Source organism: Pseudomonas sp. 10(2024), from assembly GCF_045164175.1.
GTDB classification, from domain to species: domain Bacteria; phylum Pseudomonadota; class Gammaproteobacteria; order Pseudomonadales; family Pseudomonadaceae; genus Aquipseudomonas; species Aquipseudomonas alloputida.
This window is the reverse complement of sequence record NZ_CP174006.1, coordinates 3,346,183-3,370,539: the sequence shown is the minus strand read 5'-3', so window position 1 is coordinate 3,370,539 and position 24,357 is coordinate 3,346,183. Positions and strand designations below refer to the sequence as shown.

The window sequence follows — 24,357 nt, the reverse complement described above, 5'->3', positions numbered from 1 at the left end:
GCCTTGATGCAGGCCCGAGAGGTTCTGGTCACCGGCTATGGACTGGTGGCTCCCACGGCACTGGATGCGGCCTCGCTGTTCACGACGATCAGCGAAAACCGTTCCTGCATTGGCCAGCACCCGGCGTTTGTCGAACTGGGGTTTGCGAACCCGGCGGCCGGATTTATCGATGATCAACAATGGCAGGTCATCGCGGCGGCCTTTCCGGGCGATTTGCAGACCACCTCCCGCCAGGAATGGCTGGCGCATTACGTGGCCCGTCAGGCGCTGGCCCATGCCGGGTTGGCCGACGGCGCATTTGCCCGAGTCGCCAGCGGTATTTTCGTCGGGGCCAACAAATATTGCGTGAGCGGTGATTTGCGGGACGCCAGCCGTTACATGGACGATCAGGGGCGGGTCGATCTCGACCAGTTCCTGGATAACCACACCCTCAGCGGTGGGGCGTTCGCCCGGCGGGTTGATCAGCAAACCCGCCATCTCGCCGAATGGCTGGGTGTCCGTGACCATATCTCCACGCATTCCGATGCCTGTGCCGCCGGCACCATGGCCATCGGCAGCGCCTATCGAGCGATCGCCCGTGGCGAGATCGACCTGGCGTTGTGTGGCGCTGTGGAGTTGATGGCCCATGAATTGTCCTACTACAGCTTTGATGGGCTGGGCGCACTCTGCCAGCGCGTGGACTTTTCCCCACAAGAACAGAGCCGGCCGTTCATGCCGGACCGCTGCGGTTTTGTGCTGAGTGAAGGGGCGGCGCTGTTGGTGCTGGAATCCCGCGAGCATGCCGAGCGTCGTCAGGCCTGTTCGCTGGGCCGGGTGCTGGGGTACGCGAATCTGTGCGAGGCAGAGAAAATCACCTCCAGCAGCCGCGACGGCAGCAAGTATGCCGCCTGCATGACGGCGGCCCTGGCCGATGCCGAACTGACCAGTGCGGCTGTGGACCATGTGAATGTTCACGGTACGTCGACACAGGCCAATGACCGTTGCGAGGCCCTGGGCCTGGTGCAGGTCTTCGGCGAAACCCTGGAGCAGATGACGTTCACCGCCAACAAATCTGCCGTAGGGCATTCGTTGGCCGGCAGTGGTGCCATTGAGGCGGTGCTGTCGTTGATGAGCATTCAGTCGGGCGTGGCCTTGCCGACCCTCAATTTTCAGCCGGAAAAATCCGAGTTTCCGGCGTTGAAATTCCTTTGCGAACCGTTGCAGCAACCGATCAATGTCGTGCTCTCCAACTCCTTTGGGTTTGGTGGCGTGAACAGTTCGTTAGTGCTGGGCAGGGCATGACATGACCAGATCCAATTCAACCGCTGTTTATATCACTGCGGCGTCGGTACTCAACGCCGCCGGTACTGAATGTGCGCCTCGTGACAGTCAACCTCAGGCCGCGCAACCCCTGGATTTCGACCCGGCACGTCTGGCCCATTGTGTCGCAGCACCCGCCTTGCCGGCGGGTGTGTACGACCGCAGACTGTCCCGCAGCCTCGAGCCTCAGGGCGCGCGCCTGCTGTATTGCGCCGGCCGTCTCGCCGAGACCTTGCGTGGGCTGGAACTGCCCGACGAGCGGATCGCATTGATCGCTGCCATTCCGGAAGTGGATGGCCCCAGTTCGTGCTGGGATGCAGTGCAGGCCATTGGCGCACAACCGGCAGATCTGTTGGCGCAATTCTTTGCCCACACACCGCCGCTGCATGCGCTGATGATGCTCAACAGCAGCGTCATGGCCCACGCGGCTGAGGCCTTGCGTTGCAAGGGGCCCATGGGCGGTTTTTGCTCCCAGGGCAATGCGGGGCTGGATGCTTTGATGGAGGCCGCTGCCCATCTGAGCGAAGGCCGTGCCGATGCTGCCGTGGTCGTCAGCAGCAGTCCGAACATCACCCCGGCGTTGTACCTGCGTGACGCTACTCACCCACCTGTAAACCCCGGCCCGTGGGTTTTCGGCGAAGGTGCTGCGGCACTGTTGCTGACGACCAACCCAGGCAGCGGTGCTCAATCTGCGTTGCGTATTGCCGGGTTTGCCCGTGGTTACAGCGCGCAACCCGAGCGTGGACTGGCGGTTGGTCGCGACGTCATTGAGCGTGCTTTGAGCAACGAAAAACTGTGCCTCAGCGATGTCGGGCAAGTCGTCGCCGATGCACAGGATCCGCAGATTGCCGCGTTGTTTAGCCTATCGGGGCACACCCTCGAACACTCCAAGGCGTTGCTAGGTGACTTGGGCGCCAGCGCCTTGCTCAGCGAAATCGCTGTGACCTGGGCACTGGATTGCAGCCGTTACACGCTGTTGCTCGAACATAGCCGAGGCGGGCATTGGGGCGCGGTACTGCTGGCCAGAACGTCGTCGGACACAGAGACAATGGAGAGTTACCCATGAGCCCCACACGGATCGTGATCACGGGCATGGGCGCCGTCACCGGCTTCGGTTTCGAGTGGCAGTCCATGTGGCAAAGAATGTTGGCCGGCGAGCATTGCATTCGGCCATGGCAACCGGAAGGCGTCGAGGCGGGTGCGTTCCCCGTGCGTTACGCAGCGCCCGTGGATATGGGCTTGATGCCGGCGCACTTGAAAGACCATCCGGCCTGGGGATTGTCGCTGGAAAAACGCACCCGCTTTGGCTGGGTCGCGGCCACCCAAGCCATTGCCGATAGTGGTCTGAGCCCCGAACAGTTGCGTGGCGCGGCGGTATTGTCAGCGTCCGGCGCACCTGCTCATCGTTTGCAGGACATGCTGCTCAGCCTGGCGGATAACCCGGCGCAGGCGCCGTCCTGGGCTCAATTGATGGCGCGACAGGCGCAGGTCGATCCTGACAGTTCACTGTGTCAGAGCAACGACCGCCTTGCGCGGGTGATTGCCGATGGCATCGGCAGTGAAGGCCCGGTGATCAATGTCAGCAGCGCCTGCGCGGGAGCGTCCCAGGCCATCGGCAATGCATTCCAGATGATCCGTCGCGGCGAGGTCGAGCTGGCCATTGCCGGGGGCGCCGATTCGGTGCTGAGCCTGGACACCATGACCGCGCTGTATCTGCTCGGTGCCGCCAGCAGCGAACAGCGTTGGGGCACCGAACTGTGTCGGCCGTTCGACCGCCATCGCAGTGGCTTGATTGCGGGTGAAGGCGGCGGTTTTGTAGTGCTCGAAACCCTTGAACGGGCGCTCGCCCGAGGGGCAACGCCGTACGCCGAAGTGCTGGGTTTCGGCAGCAGCCTGGATGCCTACAAAATCACCGCACCCGACCCGCAGGGCCGGGGCGCGGTGCTGGCGATGCAGGCGGCCCTGACGGATGCCGGGCTGGCGCCGCAACAGGTCGATCTGATCAATGCCCACGGTACGTCGACACCCCTCAACGATGCCGCCGAAACCCTGGCGATCAAAACCCTGTTCGCCGAGCGCGAACATTATCGGCGGTTGCTGGTGACGGCCAACAAATCCCAGTTCGGCCACCTGATTGCGGCCGCCGGAGCACCGGAGTTCATGCTCACGGCCCTGGCCTGCCGGGATGATCGGGTCACGCCGACCCTGAACCTGCAGGATGCCGACGAACAATGCGACCTCGACTACTGCGCCCACCAAGCGGTCAAGCGCAAGGTCGACGTTGCCCTGAGCAACTCCTTCGGTTTCGGCGGCCTCAACACTTCGCTGGCGCTGGGCAAGTACCGGGAGGCGCCGCGATGAAACAGGCGGTCGCGATTGCCGGTGCGGGTTGCGTGTTGCCCAGCGGCTGGGGTGTCGAGTCTTTCTGGGCGGCCGCAACCGAAGGGCGCAGTGCAATTACGGCGCTGAACGCCCGACGGTTCAGCAGCGAACGCGTGGTGGCGTTCGGGCAAATTCAGGATCAGGACCACCAACGCAGCCGACAAGACCTTGCGCAAAACCTTCAGCGTTACTGCACGCCGGCAGTGATCTGGGGTGTCAGCGCGGTACGTCAGGCGTTGGATGAAGCCGGCCTGGCTGGTGAGCAGCCGGATGTCCGTTTCGGTTTGTATTGCTGTCAGGGCGGCTACACCCATCCGTCTCTGGAATCCTATGCCGAGTTGTTGCACGGCTGTCGGCAGGACGGCGTCGCCGACATGGCGGCGTTCGCCAAACGCATCCTGCAAGACCGTGCCCAGGACCCTTTTCTGGTGCTCAAAGGCTTGAGCAACTGCTTGCTGGGTGTCACCAGCCTGGCGCTGAAACTGGTGGGCGAGTGCAACGCCTATATGCAAGGTGTCGCCGGCAACCTGGCAGCCTTGCGAGAGGCTACGGCCGCTTTGCAGGATGGCCGAATTGACGCGGCAATCGTTGTCGGCGCGGGCAGCGAGCTGGATGCCCTGGCGCTGTCCGGGTTGGTCCAGGCGGGTGTCATCAGCGCCAACGGCTCGAACACGCTGCTGCCGTTTGACCTTCGGGGCACTGGCGGCATTGCCGGGGAGGGCGCGGCAGCGCTGGTGCTGCGCCGGCGCGAAGACCTGCCGGCCGGTCCTCAGGCGTGCCTCGCCGACATGACGGCCCATGCCTCCCTCGGTCGCTTGAGCCTGCCCGACAGCCCAACCGATGTGTTGGTGTGCAGCGGCACCGGCGATGCGCACAAAGACCGCGTGTTGTGCCAGACACTGGCCCTTGCGCGCGCCTCGCACATCACCAGCGGGTTGGCGATCAACGGCATTCTCAGCGCGGCGCCGAGCCTGGTGGATCTGATACTTGCCCGTTGCGCATTGCAGGCCCAAAGCGTGCCGCCGATTGCCGGTTTGCAGCAGCCAGTGGCGAACCTGCCGTTCATTCAGGGCGCGCCCCACGCCGCGAGCCTTGCGCATTGCCTGGTGCTGAACCGCGACGACAACGGATTCAGCGCCGCCTATCAAGTGCTCTACAGCGCAAAGGTCACTCAGGACTGCCGCTGACTACCGCCTCTTTTTTACTTTCAAGGGATATGACTGTCATGGATTATCGCGATTTCGTTCGGCCCAAATTCGTCGGCCTGCTCCAGGCACTGGGCCTGGAGTGTGAATTTGAGCGCGCCCTCGGTAGCCAGTTGTTCTACCGCAACCCCAAGGGCGATATGGTCACGGTCACCGACTTTCTCGGCGGTTACGGTGCGGCACTGTTCGGCCACAACGACCCACAGTTTGTCGATCAGCTATGTGCGCTGCTGCGCAGCGACGTGCCGTTCAACGCACAAATGTCGATCCGCGGTGCGGCCGGGCAATTGGGGCGAGCGCTCAGCGACGCCTTCAATCGCGAACTGAAGAACACCGAACGTTATATTTCGACTTTCTCCAACAGCGGCGCGGAGGCGGTGGAGATCGCCGTCAAGCACGCGGAGTTCCGTCGCCAGAAGAGCCTGCAAAAGCAGTTCGACGACATCGATTTCACCCTGGCCAGCCTGACCGCCAGCGAACACGCTTACCGCGAACTGGATGTGGCCGACCTCGACCTGCCTGCAGGTGTCCTGCCGGCCAACCTGAACAGCGTGACCTTGCGTCAGGTGGTTGAAGCCGTTCGCCAACACAACCTGGCGCAGTTGCACATCGAACCAGTATTCGTCGCCCTGCGCGGCAGCTTCCACGGCAAATTGGTCAATACCGTGCAACTGACCTATGGCCGTCAGTACCGCGCGCCGTTTGCCCGTTTTGGGCTGAACGTCGAGTTCATCGACCCACAGCAGCCCCATCAGTTGCAGGAATTGCCGGCCCGGCACACGCACCATTGGTTGAGCCTGCAATGGGACGGCGAACACCTGCACGTCCTGCAACTGCCGTTCAGTGCGATTACCGCCGTGTTGATGGAACCGATTCAGGGCGAAGGCGGTATCAACGAGTTCGCGGCCGAGTTCTATCTGGGGCTGCGCAAGCTGTGTAACGAGCAACAATGCCCGCTGGTGGTCGATGAAGTGCAGTCGGGTTTTGGTCGCGCCGGGACGTTTCTTGCCAGCAGCCAGTTCAACCTGCAAGGCGACTACTACTGCCTGTCCAAGGCCCTCGGCGGCGGCTTGATGAAAATCGCCGCGACGGTGATCCGCAGCAGCCACTACGAAGGCGAGTTCAGCTACATCCACAGCTCGACCTTCGCCGAGGACGATCCGTCCTGCCATATCGCGCTGTCGGCATTGCGCCGGTTGTTCGCCGATGACGACGCGATGCTCAAAGACATACGCACCAAGGGCGCCTACCTCAAAGCCTCGCTCAATGAACTGAAGATGGCCTATCCGGATGTGATCGCCGATGTGCGCGGGCGTGGCTTGCTGGTGGGGCTGGAATTGCACGATTTGAGTGTCAGCAGCTCGCTGGTACAGGCGTCGGCCCAGTACAACGATGCCTTGGGTTACTTGATCGCCGGTTACCTGTTGCAATTCGAAGCGTTGCGGGTGGCACCGTCGGGCAGCAACTCCAACGTGATTCGCCTGGAGCCGCCAGCCTGTATCACCCTGGGCGAAATCGACAAGCTGATCGCTGCCCTGCAACGGGTCTGCGACATGCTGCGCCGTGGCGATGCCTTGCCGTTGGCGGCGGGTATCTGCGCGGACTCGATGCCCGCCGTGCCAGCCCGTCAGGACGATTTTCGGGTGACCGAGCCCGTTGAGAACAGGGATGCCAAGGTCGAAGTCGTCGCTCGGGTAGCGTTCATCAACCACCTGATCGATGCCGATATCCTCGGTGACGTCGATCCCTCGCTGGCAGCCCTGAGCCCGGAACAAAAACGCACGTTCATCAATCGCACCAAGCCTGAACGCCGCGCTGTGCCAGTCGGCCCGGTGATCATTCGGTCGCGCCTCGGCATGGCGGTGGAGTTCACGTTATACCCGCTGTGCATGGACTCGGATGCCATGGCCGAGTACATCCGCAGCGGTGACCTGGACAGCATTCGCGAAGAAGTCGGCAGGCGTGTCACCGATGCCCGCGCCGATGGCTGCAGCATCGCCGGCCTCGGGATGTACACCTCGATCGTCACCAACAATTGTCAGGCGCTGAAGATTGCCGACATGGCGCTGACGTCCGGCAACGCCCTGACCATCGGCATGGGGCTCGAAGCCATCGAGCAAGGCTGTGTACAGCAAGGTTTGGCACTTTGCGAGCAAACCGCTGCCGTTGTCGGTGCCGCCGGTAACGTTGCGTCGACCTATGCCTCGGTGCTGTCCGCCACCGTCGATCACCTGATTCTGATTGGCAGCGGTCGTGACGGCTCGGTTCGGCGCCTGGAGAAAACCGCGCAACAGATTTACGCCGACGCGGCCCGTTCGATCCTCAAAGGCACGGCCGAACACGACCGGTTGGCCCAGCGACTGCTGACCCTTGATGGTTTTCGTGGCTTGTTGCACTCACATGGCCAAAAAGCCGACCTCGGTCTGCACATCGCCCGCCTGGTGGATGAGCGCCTTGGCGCGAACGCCTTCATCACGGTCACCAACGATCTCGACGCCATCAAGGGCGCACGGATTGTCCTGTGCGCTGCCAATGCGCCTCAGCCGTTCCTCGGTGCCGAACATTTTGCCGAGCGCAGCGTGATTTGCGATATCGCCGTGCCGCTGAACGTCCATCAAGACCTGCCGAGCCAACGCGAAGACGTGCTCTACATGCACGGCGGCATCGTCCAGACGCCGTTCGACGACGGCCTGGCGCCCAACGTGCGGGCCTATCTGAAAAAAGGTCAGCTGTATGCGTGCATGGCCGAGTCGGTGTTGATGGGCTTGTCTGGCATGAGCCAGCACGGCTCCTACGGCGATATCAGCCGTGAGCAAGTTCAGCAGGTCCGCGCACTGGCCGCGACCCACGGCTTCACCCTCGCGCAATTCAAAACTCAAAACTCACTTTAAGGAGCGGTCATGACTCAGAAAATAGCTGTTGTGACCGGCGGCAGTCGCGGCATTGGCAAGTCCATCGTGCTGGCCCTGGCCGGCGCGGGTTATCAGGTTGCCTTCAGTTATGTCCGTGACGAGGCGTCAGCCGCTGCCTTGCAGGCGCAGGTCGAAGGGCTCGGCCGGGAGTGCCTGGCCGTGCAGTGTGATGTCAAGGAAGCGCCGAGCATTCAGGCGTTTTTTGAACGGGTCGAGCAACGTTTCGAGCGTATCGACTTGTTGGTCAACAACGCCGGTATTACCCGTGACGGTTTGCTCGCCACGCAATCGTTGAGCGACATCACCGAGGTCATCCAGACCAACCTGGTCGGCACGTTGTTGTGCTGTCAGCAGGTGCTGCCCTGCATGATGCGCCAACGCAGCGGGTGCATCGTCAACCTCAGTTCGGTGGCCGCGCAAAAGCCCGGCAAGGGCCAGAGCAACTACGCCGCCGCCAAAGGCGGTGTAGAAGCATTGACACGCGCACTGGCGGTGGAGTTGGCGCCCCGCAACATCCGGGTCAACGCGGTGGCGCCCGGCATCGTCAGCACCGACATGAGCCAAGCCCTGGTCGGCGCCCATGAGCAGGAAATCCAGTCGCGGCTGTTGATCAAACGCTTCGCCCGGCCTGAAGAAATTGCCGACGCGGTGCTGTATCTGGCCGAGCGCGGCCTGTACGTCACGGGCGAAGTCTTGTCCGTCAACGGCGGATTGAAAATGCCATGAGCCAGGTACGCACGATTGTGATTACCGGCGCGGCCAATGGTATTGGCCGCGCCGTCGCGGAAAATTTTGCAGCCCAGGCCGAGCACCTTTTGATCTTGCTTGATCGGGATCTGGCAACCTTGCAGAGCTGGGTCACCGAGGGCGAATTTGCCGCTCGCATCGAAACCCATCAAGCGGACATCGCCGATCTCGCCAGCCTGCAACTTCTGTTCAAGGGCCTGGCCAACCGGGTCGGCTTTGTCGATGTGCTGGTCAACAGCGCCGGGGTCTGCGACGAGAACGAACCCGAAGACCTCGACAACTGGCACAAGGTCATTTCGATCAACCTCAACGGCACCTTTTACGTCACCTCGTTGTGCCTGCCACTGATGGCCGATGGTGGGCGGATCGTCAACATGTCGTCGATCCTCGGCCGAGCGGGCAAGGTCCGCAACACCGCTTACTGCGCCTCCAAGCACGGCATCATCGGCATGACCAAAGCCTTGGCGCTGGACCTGGCGCCACGGCGAATCACCGTCAATGCCATCCTGCCCGCCTGGATCGACACACCGATGCTGCAAGGCGAATTGGCGGCTCAAGCGCGCATCGCCGGGATCACCCACGAGCAGATCCTGCGCAATGCAAAGAAGAAGTTGCCCCTGCGGCGCTTCATTCAGGGCGACGAAGTGGCGGCCATGGTTCGTTATCTGGCGAGCCCGCAGGCTGGTGGTGTCACGGCGCAAAGCCTGATGATCGACGGCGGTGCCGGGTTGGGAATGTAGCCATGGCTCGACTGGGATTGAACCGCGGCCTTTTGGCCGCGCTGGTCAGCCTCGGCCCGCCAGTGGCGATCGCCGAGTGGTTGCCGGAGCATCATGAAGCGGAGATCGGCGTTGCCACGGCCGTGCGTCTGCACGGTGACGACCGGGTCACGCAAAAGGCCGTGTACCTCAAGTTCAGCCTGGAGGATGCCTGGGACAGCGGCTACTACAAGGCCAAGGGCCGAGCCCGTTACGACTTCCGTTATGACGGCAACAACCCATACAGCGCGCAAGCCCGGGATGATTACCGGGCCACTGCCGATTGGCGGCACCTTTACTGGGGGCTCTACGTCGGTGACGGCGAGCTGACGGTGGGCTGGCAGCAGGTGGTGTGGGGGCGTGCAGATGAATTACGGGTGCTCGATCAGATCAACCCGCTGGATTATCGCGAGGGTGTGATCGGTCTGTTGGAAGACAGCCGCATCGCCGTGCCGATGATTCGCCTGGTGCAGCCGGTCGCCGAGTGGGAGCTGGAAGCGCTGGTGATCACTGATTTTGTGAAAAACCAGGCGCCGGCCGTCGGCAGCGAGTTCGATGCACCGATCTTTGCCACCCCCGATCCGCAGATGTTCGTGGTCGATTCGCGGCCCGGTTATGACGGTCACAGTGGCTTCGGTTACGGCGCCAGTGCCAACGGCCGGGTCGGCACGGTGGATGTCAGCTTCGTTGCCCTCAACGCCCGCCAACAGGACCCGGTTTACGCCGTCGAAGGCCAGACCGAAGAGGGCCTGATTCGCCTCGAACGGCAATTCCCGCGCTATTCCATGGGCGGCGCCAGTGTGGCCATCGATGCCGGCCACAGCATCGTGGTGCGCAGTGAAGTCGCCTACTTCGACAATTGGCGCGTCACCAATCCTTACCGCGCTTACGGCAGCGACCAGACGGCGATGACCAAGTCGCTGCTGGGCGTCGATTACCTATTGCGGGACTGGCTGATCTCGACGCAGTGGCAACATCAGCGGCTGCTCGACTGGCAGCCCGGCATGGTTCAGGACAAGCGCGACGACCTGTTCACCGTGTCTGCCGAAGGCTCGCAGTTCCAGGATCGCCTCAAGACCCGTCTGGTTTTCGGCATGTCGCCGCCAGCGCAGGACGACAGTTTCGTTCAGGGGATCTTCACCTACAAACCGGTGGACTGGCTCAAGTTGGGGCTCGAAGTCGATGTGTTCTTCGGCAAGCCCGACCGCCAGTTCGGTGCGTACGACAACCGCGACCAGGTGCGCTTGTCCGCCGGTTATCTGTTCTGACCACACCGGTGCGGTGTGCGAACCACTCAAACAATGAAAAGGAAATCGCCATGTTGCCCATCTTCAAGACCCTGACTGTAAGCGCACTGCTGCTGAGCGCCGCTGCCGCCATGGCAGCTGAAACACGCACGGCCGACGACATCATTCGCCAGGCCCGGGACCGCGATGACGGCAAGAGCTTCATGTCCCAGGTGTCCCTGATCCTGATCGACAAGCAAGGTAACAGCCGCATCCGCGAGTTCAGCTACCTGCAAAAGGATTACCCGGACAGCGACAAGTTCACCATGTATTTCTCCGCGCCGAGTGATGTGCGTGACGTCGCCTTCCACATCGAAAACCCGCGCGAGGTCCTGGGCCTCGAAGACAGCCAATGGATGTATTTGCCGGTCAGCCGACAGACCCGAAGGATTTCCACCACCGACAAACGCGGGGCGTTCATGGGGAGCGACTACTCCTATGCCGACCTCGACAAGATTCGCGCCGAAGACTATCGCCAAACGCTGGTTGGCGAAGAGCAGTTGCAGGGCCGCGATTGCTACGTGATCGAGCGTGAGCCGGCCACGCCTGCCGTGCTGGCCAAGACCGGCTACAACAAGCTCAAGGTCTGGGTTGACAAGAAGAACTCACTGGTACTGCGCCAGGACTTCTTCGATGTAAAAGGTGTGATGTTCAAGCAGATGCGCACCCTGAAGACTGAAACCATCGACCAGATCGACAGCATTACCCTCAGCGAAACCGAGGACTTCATCGCCGGTACGCGCTCTCAGCTGCGCTTCAACCAGTTGCAGTACAACGTCGCGCTGGACGACCGCCTGTTCACGCAGACCGCGATCAAGCGCGGGCTGAAAGCCGGCGACTTGCCGGAATACGCCGTGTCTGCCCGCTAAGCGCCGCTCCCGATTCATCTGGAACCCTCATTCATGGAAAGATACCTGAACTTCGTCGAGCGCTATGCGCGGGCAATTGTGTTCGTGCTGGTGGCGATCACCGCCTACTTCACCTACACCCTCGGCTCGCTGATGTCGGACACCAATCCGTATCTGCTCAAGGACACTCACCCGGCGCGCAAGACGATCATTGATTTGCAGCGCGAGTTCACCGGCACCTATGACTCGGTCATGGTGGCGCTGAACAACCCCGAGAGTGTCTTCAACACTACGTCGTTGAACGCCCAGTTCGAGCTGTCCCAGGCCATACGCCGGTTGATGCTGGCGAACGATGAGGACCGTGTCGAACTGCAGCGCATCGTCGGCCTCCACAGTGGCGACCCTGATGCTCAGGCTTTGCTGGTGCAGATCCTCGCCGAGGGTTTTTCGCAGAACGATTACGCTGCCGCCAAAGCGCTGCGTGACCATGGGATTGCCCGGCACTGGGACAGCCATGACCTGCAGTTTTTGAGCTTTCTTGCCGAGCGGCTCAACCCGATCCAGGAAATGGCCTCGATGGCTGACCTGGAAAACATCAGCCTGAGTGCCGATGGCGAGTTGTGGATCCACAAGACCCTGCACGCCCTGGATATGGACCCGATCAAGGTCGAAGCGCAGATCATGGGCAACGAGCAGATGGTCGGTGGCGTCGTCTCGGCGGACAAGAAAGTCGCCATGGTCGTCGCCGAACTGGGCACCAAACAGGACGACGCTCAGGCCCAGTTGCGTGCTTATCACCAGGTCCGCGAGATCATCGCGAAGTACCAGGCCGCCCACCCGGAGTTCACCGATGAGGTGTTCATCGCCGGCATGCCGATCTTCATTGCGGCCCAGCAGGAAATCATCGATCACGACCTGGCGATGCTGTTCCCGATCGTGTTCCTGTTGGTGACCTCTCTGCTGGTTTTCTTCTTTCGCAAACCACTTGGCGTGGTGCTGCCGCTGTTCAATATCCTGTTCTGCACCATCTGGACCCTTGGCCTGATGGCGCTGCTGCGGGTGCCGATGGACTTGCTCACCAGTGTCTTGCCGGTGTTCCTGTTCACCATCTGTTGTGCCGACGCGATTCACGTCATGGCCGAGTATTACGAACAGCTCAATTCGGGTAAGTCTTTCCGCGAAGCCAACCGTGAAACCCAGCGCCTGATGGTCACGCCGGTAGTGTTGACAACGGTCACGACGATTGCGACGTTCCTGATTTCCACCACCAACAACATTGTCAGCATCCGCAACTTTGGCGTGTTCATGTCCATCGGCCTGACGGCGGCGCTGATCATCTCGTTGCTACTGATTCCGGCGTGGATTTCGATCTGGGGCAAAGATGCCGTCCCGCGCAAAGTGCAACTCAAAGCGTCGCTGATCTCCCACTATCTGGTGGTGTTCTGTGCCTGGCTGATTCGCTGGCGCAAGCCGGTATTGCTGGTGACCCTGCCGTTGTTGGCGATGATGACGGTGTTCACGTTCAAGGTGGATATCGAAGACTCGGGCATTGCCTACTTCAAGAAGGACAGCCCGGTGCGGATGTCCGACGAATTCATCAACCGGGCCGGAGTCGCGGGTACATCGCCGGGCTGGATCGCTTTCGACACCAAGACTCCGCGTGGCGCGCTGACCACTGAAACCGTGCAGTTCCTCGACCGTCTGGACCAGTTCATCAAGGCCCAGCCGAACGTGAGTTACACCTATTCGGTGGCGACCTACATCAAGCGCATGAACCTCGTGCTCAACGACATGAACCCTGCTTTCCTGCGGGTACCGCAGGCGGTGGAGCAGGTGACGGTGGTCGATGATGACGGCAAACCGGAGACCTTCGATGTCGATGGCAACTCGCTCATCGAACAACACATCATGATGTTCGAGAACGGTGGCGGCACTGACTTGCAGAACGTGCTCAATGCCGATTACTCGAAGGCGGTGACGCTGTTCACCATGACCTCCTCTGTGGCGGGCGATTACCAGGCGATGCTCGATAAACTGGACGCCTGGCTGGCCATCAACAAACCGGCCAACCTGCAAGTCACCCATGCCGGTACGCCGTACATATGGACCGGGGTGTTGCAGGAAATCACCCAGGGTCAGGTGCTGAGCTTCTCGCTGGCGTTGCTGGCCGTGACCTTGATGATGATGTTCTGGCTCAAGTCAGTACGCCTGGGCATCCTCGGCATGCTGACGTTGCTGACCACGTCGGTGACGGTGTACGGCAGCATGTACCTGTTGGATATCGAGTTGAACATCGGTACCACACTGGTGACGTTCCTGGTGGTGGGCGTGGTGGATTACGCCGTTCACCTGCTGTCACGGATCAAGATGCTGGTGCAGAAGGGCATCGAGATCGACGAGGCCATCCTGATGGCCATGCAGGGCGTCGGGCGCTCGACGGTGGTCAACGTCGTGATCTTCTCGATGGGCTTTGTCGCGCTGCTGTTCTCCGCCTACAAACCCGTCATTGACCTGGGGGTATTGGTGATACTGGCGCTGTCATCCAGCGGCTTCATGACCATTTTGTTGGTCACGCTGATTTCGCCGTGGTTCTTTGCCTCGATTGTGCCGCAGCCAGCAGTGCAAGAGGGCGAGCAGCCGGGGGGTGGGGCTGTGCCAGGCTAAATCGCCGGGGCGCCTGCGTGCTGAAAACGGCACCGGGCGCCATGGCCGTTCAGGGGCGGCGGAGCGGATTCAGCGGGCTTTTTCCAGGTGTTCGAACTGGCATTGCATCTGAGCATCCTTGAGGCTCAGCTCAAACTCAACCAAGCCGTCATGCACTTGCTGCAAGGCCTGGATCTGCCCCATCAATTCCTGCTTTTTGTTATCGATGGCCTGCATGGCCAGATCCCAGGGCAGCTCCTGGCCGCGATGATCCTGCAGAATGGCCTGCATTTCCTTGAGCTTGAAACCGAGTTGCTGAGCGCATTTGATGAAGGTCAGCAGCTCTACGCTTTGCTGGCTGTAGATGCGGTACTTGCCTTCGCGTTGCGGGGGTGGCAACAGGCCGATTTCTTCGTAATGGCGGATGCTTTTGACGGTGGTGCCCGACAGCTGGGCGGCTTTGCCGATGTACATGAAAATCCCTTTTTGACGCATCAGAAGCGAAAAGATGTCGCGTCCTCGTACAGGCGCGCGACATTTTTGCACAAGCGTCAGGGGGTGGGAAGCCAAGCTGAACAAGGCGTCACAGCAGGGTGGCTCGGCTGGGCAGCGCAGGGGCACGGCCCGACCGGGGCCGATCAGCGGCTGGCGACGGCCTGGACTTGTTTGAGCCAGGCTTCACGCTGTTCCGGCTTGGAGCCCAATACCGGACCGAAGGTCAGGGTTTTCAGAGGTTTTATGCCGCAGAACTCCAGGGTGGTCTTGCGCATTTGGTGCAGGCCCGGCATGCGATACACCCATCGGTAGTACCACGGCGGCGTGTCCATGGTCACCAGAAGGTGAGCCGTGCGGCCCTTGAGCAGCTTATCCGGGAAAGGCGAGCCCTTGCGGTACTTGAAGGCAAAACCGGGCAGAAACACGCGGTCGAAGAACCCCTTGAGCAACGCCGGAATGCCGCCCCACCAGATCGGGTACACCAATGTCAGGTGTTCGGCCCAGGTAATGTCGTTCTGTGCGTTGATCAAATCGGGCTCAAGCAACTGGATCTGGTTATAGCCATCGTGCAAGACCGGATCGAAATCCAGGGTATCCAGGCGCAGCAGGCGCACCTCATGGCCTGCTTGCGTGGCAGCCTCGACATAACGTTCGGACACAGCGCCGCAAAAGCTGTCGTTCGAAGGGTGGCCGAGGATTACGAGCATGCGTTTGCGCTTCATGACAAACTCCAGGTAATGAAGTGCCAAGGGTAAAGTCTGCCCCTTACGGTAGAGTCAAGCCTTGCCGGTTAGCGGTAGAGACAAACAGTCCAGCAGCGCTCGGGTGGAGCCCGGTAAACCGTCTAATGAGCGGGCGCAGAAACGCAATGTGCGTTGAGCCCGCACTCGCACCTGCAAGCGCCAACTGGCTTTAAGGGCTTGCGCCTCCAGATAGACGGCGAGGGCACTGTTGGCGTTGAGGGCGACATAGGCGTGGCTGAGGGTGTCGTTGAACGTCAGGGGGGGCGAGCCCTGTCAAGGCATTATCGACCGGCATCACCAACATTAACGGGTCGCGATCGCCCAGGGGGCATGCCGACCTACAGCCAAAGCGTCTATGAAGCCTTACCGGCGCGAGATGAGCCGGCCGCACAGGTTTCGGTGAGGGTGTGCTTTTAGAGGTCTCGTACCTCATACCGGTCGTGCAGACCGTTTTTATTGGTTCTTCACGGATTGCCGGGAAAGTCATTCAAGGCCAGATTTGAGGCCAGAATGGGATAGACCCCAGTTCGGTTTTTTCGATGGAGCGGGATCGTGGACGAGATGAGCATTTGGCTTCTGGCAGGTTCAGGAGGTCACCATGGCTCTTTCGGAAATGGCGATGGGCATACTCGAATCACCGGTCAGGACTACCCGCCCGCCGACAATGAAGGGCTGACTCTGCACGTCACTGCCCAGGGCGCAAAACTCTGGCATTTGCCAGGTGTTTGCGCACAACCCTCTACGTTGTCACCGCTCGATCTTGCCGCGTGAACAGTGTTTTCAAAGTTATAGCCGGCACCTGTCAAAACTCGCAGTGTGAATCTTCCCAGCTAGGAAAGTCAGTACCGCTTGGAGAGTATACCCAGGCCACGTGCAGCCAGCAGTCTTGATCTCTGGCTCAACGGACCTGGATATAACCAAGAGGGATTTGCGTGTGAAGGATAAAGTCGAGGGCATCATTTTTGCTGCGGTAGATGGGCTGAGCCATGTACTGGCGCAACCGGTCGACTGTACTGCAGGGTCTGAAACTGCGCTGTTCGGCGCAGAAGGGCAATTGGACTCCATGTCGTTGGTGTCACTGATCGTTTCGGTGGAGGAAGCGGTCGAAGAGGCGTTTGGAGTGGCGATCGTGCTTGCCAGCGAGAAAGCGATGTCAGCCCGGCGCAGCCCGTTTGCCAGCGTGGCATCACTGACTGAACATGTCGTGACTCTGATTGGAGAGCACGCTCATGCATGAAGCTCCAGTGACCTTGATCACGGGTACACGCAAAGGCATCGGCAAGTTTTTGGTCGAGCATTATGTCGCCCGCGGCCATCAGGTAGTTGGCTGCAGTCGAAGTGACATCGACTGGGAACTGCCTGGCTACCGGCACTTCGTCGCTGACGTCATTGACGAGGCGACGGCCAAAACGATCTTTTCGCATATACGTCGGGACTATGGACGGCTAGATAACCTGATCAACAATGCCGGTATCGCCAGTATGAACCACACGATGCTGACACCGCTGGCAACCGTGGAACAGATTCTCGATACCAACGTGGTCGGCAGCTTTCTATTCGCGCGTGAAGCGGCCAAGCTGATGTCTACCCGCAAATATGGTCGCATCGTCAATTTCACCACGGTGGCCACGCCACTAAAGCTGGAGGGTGAAGCGATCTATGCCGCGTCAAAGGCTGCCGTGAAGTCACTGACCGAAGTGATGGCCCGGGAGTTGGCTGCTTTTGGTATCACCGTCAATGCTGTTGGCCCGACACCGATCGAGACTGATTTGATTCGATCAGTTCCGCAGGACAAGATGCAGCGTCTGCTGGCGCGCCAGGCCATTGCCCGTTTCGGTGAAATGGCTGATGTGGCCAATGTGGTCGACTTCTTCATCAGCGAGCACAGTGGGTTCGTCACGGGGCAGAACATTTACCTGGGTGGCGTATGAACGCACTCCAGACGCTGTTGAAGCGGTTTGCCGAGCATCCACATGCCCCAGCGGTAATCTATCATAACCGTCCAACCTGCTATGACCAGTTGCTTGAGAGCGTGCACCACGCCAAGTCAGTGTTGCTTGATCGGGTTGAACCGGGGAGTACGGTATCCCTGGTGACAGATTTTTGTCCCGATGCCATCGCCGTTCTCATTGCGCTTTGGCTCAACCGTTGTACCGTCGCCCTGATCACGCCTCGTCCCAGCGCGCAGCTGCAGGTCCTGCATGACATCTGCCAGGCGCAGTGGGTCGCTAACTTCGATGAGCGGGGGCAGTTGTGCGTGACGCCACATACCCGCAGCATCGAGCCGGCCTTGATCAGGCAACTGCGCGATCAAGATTCCCCAGGTGTGATCATTTTTACCTCGGGCTCCTCAGGTACGCCCAAGGCCAGCGTACACAAGGCACTGGCGTTGCTTGAGCGGCATCAGCAGCGCAAGCGGCGGCTCACCAGTATTGCGTTCTTGTTGTTCGATCACATCGGTGGGCTTAATGCGCTTTTCTATACGCTGTTCAACGGTGGCTGCTTGGTTATCCCGGCGTCTCGCCAGCCTGCGCCGGTGGCAAAGGCCATCGAGCAGCATCGGGTACAGGCACTGACCACATCGCCAACCTTCCTCAACCTATTGCTGCTCAGTGGTGCTTTCGAAGATCACGATCTCGGTTCGCTGGAAGTCATCAATTACAGTGCCGAGCCGATGCCTGAGCAGGTCTTGCACCGATTGCACAAGCTTCTGCCGCATGCGCGCCTGTCGCAAAGCTATGGGTTGACCGAGACCGGTGTGGTACCGGCGCGCTCTGAATCATCCCGTTCAGGTTGGATGAAACTGGGCGATGAGGCATGCCAAGTACGGGTCGTCGACGGGCTGCTGGAAATTCGCAACAACAGCACGATGCTGGGCTACCTGAATGCGCCAAGTCCCTTTACCGAAGATGGCTTCTACCGTACTGGCGACGCGGTGGTGCAGCGGGGCGACTGGATGAAAGTGCTGGGCCGTGCCACAGAGATGATCAACGTGGGCGGTGAGAAGGTGTTCCCCAGTGAAATTGAGAACGTGCTCAAGGGCTTGCCCAGGATCTTGGATGTGATGGTTAGCCATGAGCGGCATGCCATTGCAGGCAGCTTGATCACGGCGACCTTTTCGCTTCCTGAAGATGAGTCTCTTGCCGACTTCAAGGCCCGGCTCTACGCATTTTGCAAAGATCGACTCCCGGCTTTCCAACTACCCCGCAAAGTGATCCTCACCCAGGACAGCTTGCATACCGCGCGTTTCAAGAAGAATCGCAACCCACTCAAGGATATGAGATGAACGAACAAGCTTTCGCCAATGAGCTGGCCAAGCTGCTGGAGGTCACTGTCGATCAACTTCACGTCGACGCAGCGCTTGGACACTTCGATAACTGGGACTCACTGACGCAGATTTCCGTGTTGGCACTCGTGCGTGATCAGTATCAGCGCACGCTGAGCAATGATGTCTTCGACAAAATTGCCACGTACGGTGAGTTGCTGGCCTCCATCAATGAGGCTGGCAGTGAGGGTAAGCGAAAATGAAGGTGGGATTGGCGGGGGTGCGCATCGCCGCGTTGACCGCGGCTCTACCGGAGCAACGATTGGCGTTGACGGAGCTGGCGGGTGAGTTCGGCGCCCAGGAAGTCAAACGCATCATCCATAGCACGGGTATCGAAACAGTCAGGATTGCAGGCAGCCTGACTACCGGCGCGCTTTGCGAGGCGGCAGCACGGCACTTGCTGGCGTGCAGCGGCAAGGCTGCAGCTGATATCGATGCCGTCGTGGTCGTGACGCAAACACCGGATGACCTCATGCCAGGCGTGGCTGTGCAGTTGCAGCAGCGCTTGGGGTTGAGTGAGCACTGTGTGGCGTTCGATATCAACTATGGCTGCTCGGGCTACATCTATGGTCTCTATCAGGCAGCCATGCTGATTCGTGCAGGGGGGTGTCGACAGGTCTTGCTCTGTACCGGTGATGTCACCAGTACATTACTTGACCCGGCGGATCGGCAAGTCAGGATGGTGTTCGGTGATGCGGCAAGTGCGACCTTACTGGAGGCGGGTGAGGGCGGGATCGACCTGCTGATACGTTCCCAAGGGGGCAGGGAGCATCTCTATACGCCTTGGCGCTCTCCACCGCCAGAAGGGGGCAGTCGACAAGCTGGTTACCTGCACATGAACGGCACGGCAATCATGAACTTTGCATTGAACGGTGTCCCGCCGGCAATCGAGGAGCTCTTGCTTCACTGCGGCCTGACGTTGGAAGACGTGCCCATACTGGCGCTGCATCAGGCCAACGGCTTCATGCTCAATTATCTGCGCAAGTTGCTGGGCGTCGAACGCGCCAAAGTGCCGATCAATATGCGCGAGGTAGGTAACACCGGCCCGTCGTCGATCCCGCTGTTGCTCGCATCCTTACCAGCGGCTGACTGGCCGCAGCGCGAGCACGTAGTGTTATGTGGCTTTGGCGTCGGCTTGTCGCTGGGCGCCGCTCGGGTCGACCTCAGCAGTACACACTTCTACGAACCGGTCGAGGTGCCTCAGGTCGCTGCCTGAGTCGCATCTGACAGCGGTATTTCACAGACCTTATGCCCCCGGAGAGGGGGCTGGGAATCAGGGTAATGAATGGATTTCAACGGCGCGCAGACATCGATGGGCTGCGCGCGCTGGCAATTCTCTCGGTCATGGCATTTCACTTCAACGCGGCCTGGTTGCCGGGCGGTTTTGCTGGAGTGGATGTGTTTTTCGTCATATCTGCCTATCTGATCACCCGCATCATCACATCGGCGATCAACGACGGCACCTTCACATTCACAGGTTTCTATGCCCGCCGCGTCAAGCGGATTTTCCCGGCGGCTTTTCTGGTATTTCTGGTCAGCGTACTGGCTGCCAGCCAATTGAACAGCATGTTGCTGCCTGCGGCGAAGTTCGTGCTCTTGTCGCTGTTCAACCATTTCACGAGTGATTATTTCACCCAGGATACTCAGCAGAATTTCTTCTTGCACTATTGGTCGCTGTCGATTGAGGAGCAGTTCTACTTCATTTGGCCAGCTTTGCTGGTGGCTGGCAGCTGGGTGGCCGGCCGCTGGCTGGCGCCGGCTCAGCGCAAGCGGGCGTTGATGGTCGGGTGCATGATGATCGGCGTACTGTGTTTTGCCCTGGGTGAATACTGGGTGCGTGACGCTGGGCAGCAAGCGGGCGTGTACTTTTTCTCGATCCCACGCTTCGGTGAAATGGCGTTGGGCGCATTCATCGCCTTGGCGCCGACATCTAAGGTCCAGGCGCGTTCACGCCTTGAGGTTTTGTCCTTGCTCGGCGGGCTGTTGCTGGCTTGCAGTTTCCTGTGGTTGGCAGAGCAGCCATACCCCGGCTTGCACGCACTGGCTCCGTGCTTAGGTACGCTGCTGCTGATCCGATATGGGCGAACCACCGACGGCGAGCTTTCGACGATTGCCCAGGTCTTGGCCTGGCGCCCGCTGGTGGGCATCGGCCTGATCTCATACTCATTGTACCTGTGGCATTGGCCTGTGCTGGCAATCGCACGCTTTGTTGAGGGCGACAACGACTTGTCGATGGGCATGATGGCCTGCTTGCTGGTGCTGATCGTGGCGCTTTCAGTACTGACCTACTTGGGTGTAGAGCGCCCTTTGATTCGTTCCAGGCTTGGGTTCAAGGCCGCCTTCACGGGTTTTGCCGGGCTTTCCATGGGGTCTTTTGCACTGATCGTGGCTATGACCGGCCTGGAGGCATTGAACTTGCCCCCGATAATGGGTGAGCGGTATGCCAACCTGACGGTCAATGGCCAGAACATCCATATGACTGAAGGCTGGGTAGCGCCCTGCTGGGAAGTGAATGACCTGAATCCCAGCAAGGCCGCCGTGGATGAACGCTGCCACATCGGCGCGCATTCCTCCGAGCAGGTCTTGATGGTAGGTGACTCCCACGGTGCGGCATTGGGCGGTTTCATCGACACTCTCGCGAAAGCGGAAGGCTTTTCCGTTACGGCATATGAAGTGGGTGGCTGCCAAGTGGCCGAGTGGGGTATGGCCAAGCGCGTACCGGCTATCGTGTTGACGGATGAACGCCGCGCCAAATGTGCAGCGATGCTTGATTTCATTGAGCAGAATCATGCCCGCTACAAAGCCATTTTCGTGGTTAACGCTTTCAACCTGTTTGCCGGTGCATACGATGTACTTAAAAAGGTCGATGGCGTACCGGTGGACTTGAATGAGGAGCGCCTGCATAGGTTTGCGGCGAAGACACCGTTGTACTTCTTCCACGATGCGCCAGTGCTCGACCGCTCGATGCAACATTCGCCTCTGCTCAGTCGTCTCGGTCTGCGCTTGGGCGCTGCCCCTGTGGAGCATGGCGCGCAAGGCAACCTCCAGGTAAAGGCGATGGTGGCTCGGATAGCGAACGCTCACTGGGTCGACTTGGCTGCGGCTTACCAAGTGCTTCAGGACAGCAGTTTCCTGCATGACGGCCTGCCTGCCTATGCCGACACCAATCACCTGAGTGGTCGTGGTGCGCTGGCGCTGGCTGGGGTCTTCCAGGCTCAGGGCGGGTGTCTGCTGTGTACCTCGGGTAAGGCTGGCAAGGACGGGATGGCGTTGTCAGGGGCGTCGCGCTGAACCTACGGCAGGGCTTGTCGTGGGCGCCGAAATTTCCCGCCCATGGCTTAACGGGCAAAGGAGCTTCATATGAAAACTGAACAAGGCAAGCATCACGTGGTAGTGGTCGGCGCCGGGCCAGTCGGGTTACTGACCGCCTACTTGTTACGGCGTATGCAGGTCGATGTGACGCTGTTAGAACGGCGTCACTCGCGCTCCACACAGTCCAAGGCGTCCTCGATGAACGCTTACTCGCTGGCAATCATGGACATGGTCGGGTTGGCGGACGCCTTCATCGAACAGGGAATGCCGATTCACGACCTGTTGGTCTACTGGAACAATCGGCGCACGATGCATGTGAACTATCGCCACTTGCCATCGGTTCATGACTACATTCTCGGCATTTCCCAGCCCGAGACCGAAGCTGTGCTTGAGCATGCCTATCGAGACCTGGGGGGGAGCCTGCAACGAGGCAGCAGTGTGACGGCATTGACGCCCACCGAGCAGGGGGTCGAGGTGGAGCTGGACGATGGCCGTATTCTTAGCTCTGATTACGTCGTGGGGTGCGATGGTAGTCTAAGTACCGTCAGAACATTAATGGGCATCGAATTCGAAGGTAGCGATTTCGGTGTTGAGTTCTTCATGTTCGATGCGCAGGTCAGTTGGGCAGGGGAGGTTGGCAAGGTCCACTACTACGTCCGTGAGGACAGTTTTTTCCTGATCATCCCCCAGGCCGGCGGTACCCACCGGGTCATCATCAAGGCCAGCGACGGCAAGGTTGCCCAGGTGCAGGGCGATCCTCTGGCGTTCTACCAGGAACTCACCGACCGCTACGGTCGTTGTGGGGTCAAGCTGGAGCGCATCATCTGGGAGTCCAATTCTCGCTTCTACAACCGGCTGGCGCGTCGCTACTCGCAAGGCCGGGTGTTCCTGTGCGGAGACGCCTGCCACCTGTTCAGTCCGGTAGGAGGCTTGGGCATGAACACGGGGTTTCAGGATGCTTTCAACCTCGCCTGGAAACTGGCAGGTGTACTGAACGGTAACCTGTACCCGTCGGTGTTGGAGAGCTATGAGCATGAGCGCCAGCCGGTGGCGGCTCAGATGATTGCGACCACCGACGCCAACACCCGTTTGATCCTGCGCCAGGATTGCGATCCGGCAGGCGCATTGCGCCGGTGGCTGCCGACAATGGACAACCGCCATCACATCGCTGTTGGCTTCCCAATGACATTTTCGGGCCTGGGTCAACGGTACGGGGAGCAGGCCCTTGTCGCCGGCGGTGGGCGGTGGGTGGGCCGCTTGTTGCCCTCTGTCCAGATGCACACCGACGTGGGTGTGCAGAGCAGCCATGCACTGATGCGAGCAGGGCGATTCGTGTTGCTGGTTCGCGGGGCGTGCCCTACCCAGTTGAGTCAGCAACTGCAGGCCAGTGGGCAGGTTGATGTCGTGTCTGTCATTGAGGTGTCGGCTGGACGTAACCAAGCCATGGCGCTGCGTAAAGGGGAAGCCTTGCTGGTCAGGCCTGATGGCGTGGTTGCACTCCAAGCGATGGTTGATGACCCGAACGTGTTCTTGGCGTACCTGAGCAACGTCTTGCCTGCATTGGCACTTTACAGGCCTGCGGAGGAGTCCCTACAGGTCTGACGCATGATCAGATGCATGGAATGAGGGGAAATCTTGACTGACATCGAACGATTTAGAGCATTGACTGTAACAGCAACTCTGGACGAATGGTTCGACACCTTGAGAGGGCTCGCAGGCAACATGGGGTATGGTCAGATTCTGCTGGGCCTGAAGTCCAGGTCACAGGTGGATCACCGAAGCGCTTTCATCAGAAGCAATTATCCCCAGGCCTGGCGGCAGCGCTATGACGAGGAGCAGTTCGCCCTGGTGGACCCGGTGGTATCACATTGCCTGCGCTCGCCATTGCCGTTTTCGTGGAGCGGTTACAGCTGCCATTCCGCGTCGGCCCAAACATTCTTCGAAGAAGCCGCCGCCTATGGCCTGCAGCACGGTGTAGCGTTGCCCCTGCACGGAGGAATGGGGCACAGTGGCATGCTCAGCCTAGTGTGGCAGGGGGGTTGCGCCAAGGCGTACCAGCGACATCTGGATAACACACTGGGCCGCGCTACCCTGCTACGTGATTTTGCCTTGGAAAGCGCAATCTCTCTGCTGTCGCGCAGTCAATGGTCGCATGACCCTCTAACCAAGCGGGAGCTCGAGGTGCTGCTTTGGAGCGCGGCAGGCAAGACCACGTGGGAAATATCCATGATCCTCTCCTGCTCGTCCTCGACCATCGAGTTCCACTTCAAGAACATCCGTCGCAAGTTCAACGTCAGCTCTCGCCAGCTAGCTGTCGTCAAGGCCCTGCAGACCAAATTGATCAACCCATAAGCACAAATACGTTTGTGTCACCTCTCATATCTGAGAGGTGACACAATCGT

Annotated in this window: 21 protein-coding genes; 19 read left to right on the top strand and 2 right to left on the bottom strand. The window is 60.0% G+C overall.

Translation table 11 applies throughout. From position 1 onward, the window contains the following. The first annotated feature begins 6 nt into the window (after positions 1–6). The 10 genes from ACI7M0_RS15230 to ACI7M0_RS15185 all read left to right on the top strand — a co-directional run bounded on the left by ACI7M0_RS15230 (position 7) and on the right by ACI7M0_RS15185 (position 14,101). Positions 7–1,281 carry a beta-ketoacyl-[acyl-carrier-protein] synthase family protein gene (locus ACI7M0_RS15230; RefSeq protein WP_129932928.1) on the top strand — a complete coding sequence of 425 codons (1,275 nt, stop codon included), beginning with the start codon at positions 7–9 and terminating at the stop codon, positions 1,279–1,281. A gap of 169 nt (positions 1,282–1,450) precedes the next feature. Then, a complete protein-coding gene (locus ACI7M0_RS15225; protein ID WP_104887487.1) occupies positions 1,451–2,365 on the top strand; it encodes a beta-ketoacyl synthase in 915 nt (304 codons plus the stop codon). After that, complete coding sequence (locus tag ACI7M0_RS15220) at positions 2,362–3,660, top strand: beta-ketoacyl-[acyl-carrier-protein] synthase family protein (protein ID WP_104961900.1); 1,299 nt, start codon at positions 2,362–2,364, stop codon at positions 3,658–3,660. Before ACI7M0_RS15225 ends, ACI7M0_RS15220 begins: the two co-directional genes overlap by 4 nt. Further along, entirely contained in the window at positions 3,657–4,868 is a 1,212-nt protein-coding gene (locus ACI7M0_RS15215) for a beta-ketoacyl synthase N-terminal-like domain-containing protein (protein WP_129932929.1), read from the top strand. Before ACI7M0_RS15220 ends, ACI7M0_RS15215 begins: the two co-directional genes overlap by 4 nt. Positions 4,869–4,906: 38 nt before the next feature. Then, positions 4,907–7,777: an aminotransferase class III-fold pyridoxal phosphate-dependent enzyme gene (locus tag ACI7M0_RS15210; protein WP_129932930.1), complete on the top strand. Its 2,871-nt coding sequence runs from the start codon at positions 4,907–4,909 to the stop codon at positions 7,775–7,777. Between the two features lie 9 nt (positions 7,778–7,786). Further along, positions 7,787–8,524, top strand: a complete 738-nt coding sequence (locus ACI7M0_RS15205) for a 3-oxoacyl-ACP reductase family protein (RefSeq protein WP_020190178.1) — start codon at positions 7,787–7,789, stop codon at positions 8,522–8,524. Next, positions 8,521–9,285, top strand: coding sequence for an SDR family NAD(P)-dependent oxidoreductase (locus ACI7M0_RS15200; RefSeq protein WP_129932931.1), 765 nt, complete (start codon positions 8,521–8,523; stop codon positions 9,283–9,285). Before ACI7M0_RS15205 ends, ACI7M0_RS15200 begins: the two co-directional genes overlap by 4 nt. A gap of 2 nt (positions 9,286–9,287) precedes the next feature. Then, positions 9,288–10,571, top strand: a complete 1,284-nt coding sequence (locus tag ACI7M0_RS15195; protein ID WP_129932932.1) for a DUF1302 family protein — start codon at positions 9,288–9,290, stop codon at positions 10,569–10,571. Between the two features lie 50 nt (positions 10,572–10,621). Next, positions 10,622–11,458, top strand: a complete 837-nt coding sequence (locus tag ACI7M0_RS15190) for an outer membrane lipoprotein-sorting protein (RefSeq protein ID WP_104961896.1) — start codon at positions 10,622–10,624, stop codon at positions 11,456–11,458. Between the two features lie 33 nt (positions 11,459–11,491). Further along, complete coding sequence (locus ACI7M0_RS15185) at positions 11,492–14,101, top strand: RND family transporter (protein ID WP_129932933.1); 2,610 nt, start codon at positions 11,492–11,494, stop codon at positions 14,099–14,101. Positions 14,102–14,170: 69 nt separating this feature from the next. On the opposite strand, the gene ACI7M0_RS15180 is transcribed toward ACI7M0_RS15185, so the two are convergent. After that, positions 14,171–14,554 (bottom strand): MerR family transcriptional regulator, encoded by a 384-nt coding sequence (locus ACI7M0_RS15180; RefSeq protein WP_003253954.1) that lies wholly within the window; start codon positions 14,552–14,554, stop codon positions 14,171–14,173. 164 nt (positions 14,555–14,718) lie between these two features. Then, positions 14,719–15,297: an NAD(P)H-dependent oxidoreductase gene (locus tag ACI7M0_RS15175; RefSeq protein WP_003253953.1), complete on the bottom strand. Its 579-nt coding sequence runs from the start codon at positions 15,295–15,297 to the stop codon at positions 14,719–14,721. A 573-nt stretch (positions 15,298–15,870) separates the two neighbouring features. Between ACI7M0_RS15175 and ACI7M0_RS15170 the strand changes: the two genes are divergently transcribed. The 9 genes from ACI7M0_RS15170 (at position 15,871) to ACI7M0_RS15130 (ending at position 24,307) form a co-directional block, all read left to right on the top strand. Then, positions 15,871–16,089 (top strand): hypothetical protein, encoded by a 219-nt coding sequence (locus ACI7M0_RS15170; protein WP_129932935.1) that lies wholly within the window; start codon positions 15,871–15,873, stop codon positions 16,087–16,089. Positions 16,090–16,252: 163 nt separating this feature from the next. Beyond that, complete coding sequence (locus tag ACI7M0_RS15165) at positions 16,253–16,555, top strand: acyl carrier protein (protein ID WP_108078388.1); 303 nt, start codon at positions 16,253–16,255, stop codon at positions 16,553–16,555. Further along, positions 16,548–17,249: an SDR family NAD(P)-dependent oxidoreductase gene (locus tag ACI7M0_RS15160; RefSeq protein ID WP_047602933.1), complete on the top strand. Its 702-nt coding sequence runs from the start codon at positions 16,548–16,550 to the stop codon at positions 17,247–17,249. The genes ACI7M0_RS15165 and ACI7M0_RS15160 overlap by 8 nt, the downstream gene beginning before the upstream one ends. Continuing rightward, the gene (locus tag ACI7M0_RS15155) at positions 17,246–18,604 is read left to right on the top strand and encodes a fatty acid--CoA ligase family protein (RefSeq protein ID WP_129932936.1); all 1,359 of its coding nucleotides are present in this window, start codon (positions 17,246–17,248) and stop codon (positions 18,602–18,604) included. Before ACI7M0_RS15160 ends, ACI7M0_RS15155 begins: the two co-directional genes overlap by 4 nt. Then, positions 18,601–18,846, top strand: coding sequence for an acyl carrier protein (locus ACI7M0_RS15150; protein ID WP_129932937.1), 246 nt, complete (start codon positions 18,601–18,603; stop codon positions 18,844–18,846). Before ACI7M0_RS15155 ends, ACI7M0_RS15150 begins: the two co-directional genes overlap by 4 nt. After that, positions 18,843–19,859, top strand: coding sequence for a ketoacyl-ACP synthase III (locus tag ACI7M0_RS15145; RefSeq protein WP_047602930.1), 1,017 nt, complete (start codon positions 18,843–18,845; stop codon positions 19,857–19,859). Before ACI7M0_RS15150 ends, ACI7M0_RS15145 begins: the two co-directional genes overlap by 4 nt. A 65-nt stretch (positions 19,860–19,924) precedes the next feature. Further along, positions 19,925–21,934, top strand: coding sequence for an acyltransferase family protein (locus ACI7M0_RS15140; RefSeq protein ID WP_165366983.1), 2,010 nt, complete (start codon positions 19,925–19,927; stop codon positions 21,932–21,934). Between the two features lie 69 nt (positions 21,935–22,003). Further along, on the top strand, positions 22,004–23,557 hold the full coding sequence (locus ACI7M0_RS15135) for an FAD-dependent oxidoreductase (RefSeq protein WP_047602928.1): 1,554 nt from the start codon (positions 22,004–22,006) through the stop codon (positions 23,555–23,557). A gap of 33 nt (positions 23,558–23,590) precedes the next feature. Then, positions 23,591–24,307, top strand: a complete 717-nt coding sequence (locus ACI7M0_RS15130; protein ID WP_129932939.1) for an autoinducer binding domain-containing protein — start codon at positions 23,591–23,593, stop codon at positions 24,305–24,307. Positions 24,308–24,357 lie beyond the last annotated feature (50 nt).

Coding starts and splice junctions, on each gene's coding strand:
- ACI7M0_RS15230 (WP_129932928.1), top strand. CDS start 7: ATGCAGGCCCGAGAGGTTCTGGTCACCGGCTATGGACTGGTGGCTCCC.
- ACI7M0_RS15155 (WP_129932936.1), top strand. CDS start 17,246: ATGAACGCACTCCAGACGCTGTTGAAGCGGTTTGCCGAGCATCCACAT.
- ACI7M0_RS15205 (WP_020190178.1), top strand. CDS start 7,787: ATGACTCAGAAAATAGCTGTTGTGACCGGCGGCAGTCGCGGCATTGGC.
- ACI7M0_RS15195 (WP_129932932.1), top strand. CDS start 9,288: ATGGCTCGACTGGGATTGAACCGCGGCCTTTTGGCCGCGCTGGTCAGC.
- ACI7M0_RS15190 (WP_104961896.1), top strand. CDS start 10,622: ATGTTGCCCATCTTCAAGACCCTGACTGTAAGCGCACTGCTGCTGAGC.
- ACI7M0_RS15150 (WP_129932937.1), top strand. CDS start 18,601: ATGAACGAACAAGCTTTCGCCAATGAGCTGGCCAAGCTGCTGGAGGTC.
- ACI7M0_RS15200 (WP_129932931.1), top strand. CDS start 8,521: ATGAGCCAGGTACGCACGATTGTGATTACCGGCGCGGCCAATGGTATT.
- ACI7M0_RS15180 (WP_003253954.1), bottom strand. CDS start 14,554: ATGTACATCGGCAAAGCCGCCCAGCTGTCGGGCACCACCGTCAAAAGC.
- ACI7M0_RS15220 (WP_104961900.1), top strand. CDS start 2,362: ATGAGCCCCACACGGATCGTGATCACGGGCATGGGCGCCGTCACCGGC.
- ACI7M0_RS15185 (WP_129932933.1), top strand. CDS start 11,492: ATGGAAAGATACCTGAACTTCGTCGAGCGCTATGCGCGGGCAATTGTG.
- ACI7M0_RS15135 (WP_047602928.1), top strand. CDS start 22,004: ATGAAAACTGAACAAGGCAAGCATCACGTGGTAGTGGTCGGCGCCGGG.
- ACI7M0_RS15160 (WP_047602933.1), top strand. CDS start 16,548: ATGCATGAAGCTCCAGTGACCTTGATCACGGGTACACGCAAAGGCATC.
- ACI7M0_RS15140 (WP_165366983.1), top strand. CDS start 19,925: ATGAATGGATTTCAACGGCGCGCAGACATCGATGGGCTGCGCGCGCTG.
- ACI7M0_RS15175 (WP_003253953.1), bottom strand. CDS start 15,297: ATGAAGCGCAAACGCATGCTCGTAATCCTCGGCCACCCTTCGAACGAC.
- ACI7M0_RS15145 (WP_047602930.1), top strand. CDS start 18,843: ATGAAGGTGGGATTGGCGGGGGTGCGCATCGCCGCGTTGACCGCGGCT.
- ACI7M0_RS15210 (WP_129932930.1), top strand. CDS start 4,907: ATGGATTATCGCGATTTCGTTCGGCCCAAATTCGTCGGCCTGCTCCAG.
- ACI7M0_RS15215 (WP_129932929.1), top strand. CDS start 3,657: ATGAAACAGGCGGTCGCGATTGCCGGTGCGGGTTGCGTGTTGCCCAGC.